This is a genomic window from Proteus cibi (assembly GCF_003144405.1).
GTDB classification, from domain to species: domain Bacteria; phylum Pseudomonadota; class Gammaproteobacteria; order Enterobacterales; family Enterobacteriaceae; genus Proteus; species Proteus cibi.
This window is the reverse complement of the sequence record NZ_PENW01000015.1, coordinates 279,954-286,157: the sequence shown is the minus strand read 5'-3', so window position 1 is coordinate 286,157 and position 6,204 is coordinate 279,954. Positions and strand designations below refer to the sequence as shown.

At 38.0% G+C, this 6,204-nt stretch carries 8 protein-coding genes; 5 read left to right on the top strand and 3 right to left on the bottom strand.

What is annotated here, in order from left to right; genetic code table 11:
* Nucleotides 1-200 precede the first annotated feature (200 nt).
* The 3 genes from arsC to DK865_RS09015 form a co-directional block, all read right to left on the bottom strand.
* Entirely contained in the window at nt 201-626 is a 426-nt protein-coding gene (gene arsC / locus DK865_RS09025) for a glutaredoxin-dependent arsenate reductase (RefSeq protein ID WP_109391704.1), read from the bottom strand.
* A 10-nt stretch (nt 627-636) separates the two neighbouring features.
* The gene (locus DK865_RS09020; protein WP_109391703.1) at nt 637-1,926 is read right to left on the bottom strand and encodes an arsenic transporter; all 1,290 of its coding nucleotides are present in this window, start codon (nt 1,924-1,926) and stop codon (nt 637-639) included.
* Nucleotides 1,927-2,110: 184 nt separating this feature from the next.
* The gene (locus tag DK865_RS09015; protein ID WP_109391702.1) at nt 2,111-2,446 is read right to left on the bottom strand and encodes a metalloregulator ArsR/SmtB family transcription factor; all 336 of its coding nucleotides are present in this window, start codon (nt 2,444-2,446) and stop codon (nt 2,111-2,113) included.
* 260 nt (nt 2,447-2,706) lie between these two features.
* Here DK865_RS09015 and dhaT point away from each other — a divergent pair, with 260 nt between their 5' ends.
* From dhaT to DK865_RS08990, 5 genes are all read left to right on the top strand, one after another.
* Entirely contained in the window at nt 2,707-3,870 is a 1,164-nt protein-coding gene (gene dhaT / locus DK865_RS09010) for a 1,3-propanediol dehydrogenase (protein ID WP_109391701.1), read from the top strand.
* A gap of 344 nt (nt 3,871-4,214) precedes the next feature.
* The gene (osmB, locus tag DK865_RS09005; RefSeq protein ID WP_006536908.1) at nt 4,215-4,436 is read left to right on the top strand and encodes an osmotically-inducible lipoprotein OsmB; all 222 of its coding nucleotides are present in this window, start codon (nt 4,215-4,217) and stop codon (nt 4,434-4,436) included.
* Nucleotides 4,437-4,531: 95 nt separating this feature from the next.
* Nucleotides 4,532-4,729, top strand: coding sequence for a hypothetical protein (locus DK865_RS09000; protein ID WP_071788554.1), 198 nt, complete (start codon nt 4,532-4,534; stop codon nt 4,727-4,729).
* Between the two features lie 225 nt (nt 4,730-4,954).
* Nucleotides 4,955-5,704, top strand: a complete 750-nt coding sequence (ydfG, locus tag DK865_RS08995) for a bifunctional NADP-dependent 3-hydroxy acid dehydrogenase/3-hydroxypropionate dehydrogenase YdfG (RefSeq protein ID WP_023582244.1) — start codon at nt 4,955-4,957, stop codon at nt 5,702-5,704.
* 100 nt (nt 5,705-5,804) lie between these two features.
* Complete coding sequence (locus DK865_RS08990) at nt 5,805-6,161, top strand: DUF1283 family protein (protein ID WP_023582245.1); 357 nt, start codon at nt 5,805-5,807, stop codon at nt 6,159-6,161.
* The last annotated feature ends 43 nt before the right edge of the window (nt 6,162-6,204 follow it).

The following is a 6,204-nucleotide window of genomic DNA, read 5'->3' as shown; positions in this document are numbered from 1 at the left end:
CATTTAGTTTAAAATCAAGAGAATATTTAGCCATAGAAAAACACCCCAAAGTTGGTGTCCAACTTTTGGGGTGCAGTTCACCTTCGGGTGTTTTGTTTTTTCGTTTCCCCCTTTTCTTTCTCAAGCCATATGGTGTCGGCTGATTAATTACAACAAAAAAACCTCGCCTTAGCGAGGCTTCTATTATCCTAAAAATACTTTTATATCAGCCTATTCCCTTTTTCATCGACAACATTTTGTCCATCTTCTTTTGAAAAGGCACCTTTCTGTGCTTTTGGCAGAATATCTAAGACGACTTCAGAAGGACGGCATAACCGAGTTCCTAAGGATGTCATAACAATAGGTCTATTGATTAATATTGGATATTGCAACATATATTCAATAAGTTGCTCATCAGTCGCATTAATATGGTCAAGATCTAATTTATCATAAGGTTCAACATTCTTTCGTAATAATGCTCTAACTGAAATTCCCATATCAGCAATCAGTTTCTCTAAAACAGGCTTAGAGGGTGGCATCTCAAGATAATGGATAATTTCAGGCTCTACGCCACTGTTTCGTATCATTTCAAGCGTGTTTCGTGAAGTGCCACAATTGGGATTGTGGTAGATTATAACGCCACTCATATTGTCACCACTAATTCATTAATGTCAGTCTAAGTGCTAATGCAACCAATGTGACTGTTAGCACAGGAATAGTCATAATAATGCCCGTTTTAAAGTAATAGCCCCATGTAATGGTCATATTCTTTTGCGACAGAACATGTAACCACAATAATGTTGCTAAACTTCCTATTGGCGTAATTTTGGGGCCTAAATCTGCGCCAATGACATTGGCATAAATCATCGCTTCTTTAATTAAACCCGTGGCATTGCTTCCTTCAATTGATAAGGCTCCCACAAGAACTGTTGGCATATTGTTCATAATTGATGATAGAAATGCAGTGATAAAGCCTGTTCCTAATGTTGCTTCCCATATTCCTTTCTCTGCCAATATATTAAGTATTTCTGATAAATGATGAGTCAAACCAGCATTACGTAATCCATAAACAACAAGATACATACCAAGGGAGAAAATCACGATTTGCCAAGGTGCTCCTCGTAAAACTTTTCGAGTATTAATCGTCTTTCCTTGTGCCGCGACAAACCACAAAGTTACAGCACCAACTGCGGCAATAGCACTAATTGGAATACCCAAAGGTTCCAGTATGAAAAAACCAAGTAATAAAAGAAGCAATACCAACCAGCCGGCTTTAAATGTTTTTACATCTTTGATCACTGTCGCAGGCATCGCTAATTTAGACGTGTCATATTGCTGAGGAATATCTTTCCGGAAAAACCAATGCAACATAATTAACGTTGCAAAAATAGCCGCAATATCAACGGGAACCATCACTGACGCATATTCCGTAAAGCCGATATTAAAGAAATCAGCAGAGACGATATTAACTAAATTTGAAACTATTAAAGGCAAGCTGGCGGTATCTGCGATAAATCCTGCCGCCATAACAAAAGCTAATGTTGTGCCTTTACTAAATCCAAGTGCTAACAACATTGCAATCACAATGGGTGTTAAAATAAGTGCTGCGCCATCATTGGCAAAAAGCGCCGCAACAGATGCACCTAACAGGATAATATAGCTAAATAAAAGACGACCTTTACCACCGCCCCATTTTGCAACATGAAGTGCTGCCCATTCAAAGAAGCCACTTTCATCAAGAATAAGACTAATGATAATAACAGCGACAAATGTAGCGGTTGCATTCCATACAATATTCCAAACCACGGGAATATCTTGGAGAGTAATGACGCCGAGCAATAATGCGATTAACGCCCCCACTGTCGCACTCCAACCGATCCCTAATCCTTTGGGTTGCCAAATAACAAAAGTGATTGTCAGAACAAATATTAATACTGCAATAAACATAAAAACCTCTTTCAGAAAGATCACTAAGCGCTTTCTACCAGAAAAATTAATCAGCCAGTTTGCTCAATGCGTCAACACCAAGTGCCCCTTCCCGTGCTACAACATAACGTGGGATCAAAGGCGTCTCGCTTTTTCATATTGATACCTCATATCTGTTTTTCCATATATATTAAGTTAAAAAATTTTATTCAGAACAACAACTCACAGATCCTTTCTTTTCAATAGATTGAAGTAAATCTGCTATTTTATTTCTCTCTGTCTCATAAGTGACTTCAATGATATTTTTCACCCATGGCAATAATGTAGGAGACAAACGATAATGAACCCATTTCCCGTGTTTAGAATCAAGTAATAGTCCACTTTCTCGTAACATCGCTAAGTGACGAGACGTTTTCGGTTGGGATAAATTTAGCGCTGTATAGATGTCACAAACACACAACTCGCCAGATGCTTTAAGCAATAACACAATATCTAGCCTTGTTTGATCACTTAATACCTTAAATAATTGCAACGGTTCCATATTTGCTCCTCTCTTTAATACGTTCTAACGTATACTTGGAATACATATCTGTCAAATCATATATATTGAAATCATTGTTCTTACTTAACCATGCGCCCTCAAATAAGCATACCCTGTTGACTTATATCAAATGAACCAACGTTAAATGAATCGATTCATCTCACTAATGAGCTACCTCTCTTGACTTAATAAACGATGGGGTGAAAATGTACTAATACTTTAATTTATCTGAATAATAATCTGATATTGGAAGGTTTATCATGAGCTATCGTATGTTTGATTACTTGGTACCGAATGTTAACTTTTTTGGCCCTGGTGCACTGTCTGTTGTTGGCGAACGTTGCAAATTATTGGGGGGTAAAAAAGTCTTGCTGGTAACAGATAAAGGTCTACGAGCGATAAAAGATGGTGCTGTAGACAAAACTATTGGTTATCTAAAAGAAGCGGGTATTGATGTTGCCGTATTTGATGGTACTGAACCTAATCCAAAAGATACGAATGTACTTGAAGGTCTTGCCATGTTTCGTAAAGAACAATGCGATATGATCATTACGGTGGGAGGCGGTAGCCCGCACGACTGTGGTAAAGGTATCGGTATTGCCGCTACTCATAAAGGTGACCTTTATCATTACGCAGGTATTGAAACACTAACCAATCCACTTCCACCGATTATTGCAGTGAATACGACTGCCGGTACAGCAAGTGAAGTGACTCGCCACTGTGTTCTGACCAATACAAAAACTAAAGTTAAATTTGTTATTGTAAGTTGGCGTAACCTCCCTTCTGTTTCTATTAATGATCCATTGTTAATGATTGGCAAACCCGCTGGACTCACTGCTGCAACAGGTATGGATGCGTTAACTCACGCAGTGGAAGCTTATATTTCTAAAGATGCTAATCCAGTCACTGATGCCTCAGCGATCCAAGCAATTCGTTTAATTTCTCGTAACTTACGTCAAGCCGTAGCGTTGGGAACAAACCTGAAGGCTCGTGAAAATATGGCTTATGCTTCACTTTTAGCGGGAATGGCGTTTAATAACGCTAATCTTGGTTACGTACATGCAATGGCTCACCAATTAGGGGGGTTATATGATATGCCTCATGGTGTTGCTAATGCGGTACTGTTACCACATGTGCTGCGTTATAACCTGATTGCAAACCCAGAAAAATTTGCAGATATTGCTGAATTTATGGGCGAAAATGTCACAGGATTATCCGTGATGGATGCTGCGGAACGCGCTATTGCAGCTATCGCTCGCCTCTCTGCGGATATAGGTATTCCTCAACATTTAGCTGAATTAGGTGTGAAAGAATCTGATTTCCCATATATGGCGGAAATGGCACTTAAAGACGGGAATGCATTCTCAAATCCTCGTAAAGGTAATGAAAAAGAGATCATTGACATTTTCCGCCAAGCCTTCTAATTCTTCAAAAAAATACTAAACATCATTAACCCACATCATAGTGGGTTAATGTTTATTTATTCGTTGATAATTGACTCATTATTAAACGGAGGAAAGATCAACTTTATCCACATTAATGCCATAATTGCCATTGTAAATAGTGCTATTGAAAGCAACGGCATCAACTGGCGATGAGATGTCATACTCATATTTAATGAGAGTTTTTCCAACGCAAATACACCGAAAGAGAAACACCAGAAAAGCCATTTTAAGAGTTTTCTCTTCGTTGTTCCCGAATATTCCGATCCTAGTATAAATACGATAGGTTTATTTTTATATTGTCCTTTATATCGGAGTTTATAAAAATGAATATCACGTTAAAAAAGATTGGAACACTGTGTGTCGCTTCTGTTCTGCTTTTTTCACTTGCGGGTTGTTCTAGTATGACAAAACGCGACCGTAACACAGCAATTGGCGCCGGTGCAGGTGCTATCGGTGGTGCTATTTTAACAGATGGTAGCGCATTGGGTACCATTGGTGGTGGTGTCTTAGGTGGCGTTATTGGTCACCAAGTCGGTAAAAAATAACTACTCGTTTCCTATTCTACTAGACTGGGTTTATATTTTTTACTCAGTCTAGTCACATACTGCATTAAGATAATCTGCATTTATTTTGGTGTGACATGAACAAATCATTTATCTCTCTAAAAAAAGCCATCGTGGTTTTATATAAGTCGTTTAGCGATTTCATTCATATTATGGTGACCTTTATTTTGTGTTACTTCTGTTTTCTTTTATCACCCACATTGGCTATTGCCGTTATTGGTAGCATCATTGTTATTATTACCATGTTCTTACTTAGTTTATTTATTTTACCGTGATGCCAGCTCAATTTTGTTTTCTTTTTTAATAAAAAAATCAACGAAATAATGGCCTCTTTTTCTGTCAGTTAAAAACCAAAATACAGATTATTAAAGATAAAAATCTTTTATATAAGAAAAGAAGCTTGTTTTTAGCCTGATTTATCACAAAGCCGATTTTTAAACTTGACTCTTTCTGGTGATAGCCTTTTACTTTCAATTATTATCACTATCGAGGGGAATTAAATGATTATTTTTATCACGGGTGCTTCCGCGGGCTTTGGTGAAGCCATTGCGCGTCATTTTATCAGCCATGGACATAAAGTTATTGGTACCGCTCGTCGTTTGGATAAACTTAATAACTTGCATAAAGAGCTAGGTGAAGCATTTTATCCATTGCAGTTAGATGTTACAGATAAAAAATCCGTCAGTGAGATTTACACGCAATTACCTGAAAAATGGCGTGAAATTGATGTGTTAGTCAATAACGCAGGCTTAGCCCTAGGTTTAAACACCGCCGATAAAGCCAACCTTGATGACTGGGATACGATGATCGAGACAAATAATAAAGGACTGGTTCATGTTACCCGCGCTATTCTTCCTTTTATGGTAGAACGAAACAAAGGTCATATTATTAATATCAGTTCAACCGCCGCGTCTTGGCCTTATATGGGCGGTAACGTTTACGGCGCTACTAAAGCATTTGTTAAGCAATTTAGTTTAGGATTACGTGCTGATCTCCAAGGTAAAAAAGTTCGTGTGACTGATATTGAACCCGGTCTTGTTGGTGGTACAGAGTTTTCATTAGTTCGTTTTAAAGGTGATAGTGATAAAGTTGAACAAACTTATGCTAATGCAAATGCATTAACACCTGAAGATGTAGCGGAAGCGGTATATTGGACTGCAACATTACCTGCGCATGTAAATATCAATACCCTAGAAATGATGCCTGTCAGTCAGTCATTTGCAGGATTGAGCGTTCATCGTCAAAACTAAACGCACTGAAAACACATTTTTTATTAAGGTATCAGCTATAATTATTAAGATATAATAGTCATTGAGAGCAATAGCTACATAACTTTAGAGGATCGCAACCATGATAAATACACTCACTAAGAAACAAGTCATCAGAACCATGGTGTTCTCCTTATTTCTTGGTTTATCAGTGTCTTCTTTTTCTTCTATTGCCGCTTCAACTAATGTAACCATTAATGGCAATGGCTATGACAATGTCTTAGATAAAGAACAAGCTCGGCAAATGAAAGAAGACTGGGATCAGAAACGCGAGCTTCGTACCCAAGTCAATCAACGGGAAAAAATCGAATTTAATAAAGTAGATAAAGCCATTGATGAGCGCGATGCTTGCCTGAAAAGCGCGAATATCTATGCATATTGGGAGCCAGAAACCCGTCGTTGTTTAGACAGTAATACCGGTCGCCCTGTTAACCCGTAAGAAAATAGTGTAAAACAGTGATGTTTTACTCCATAAAACAAGG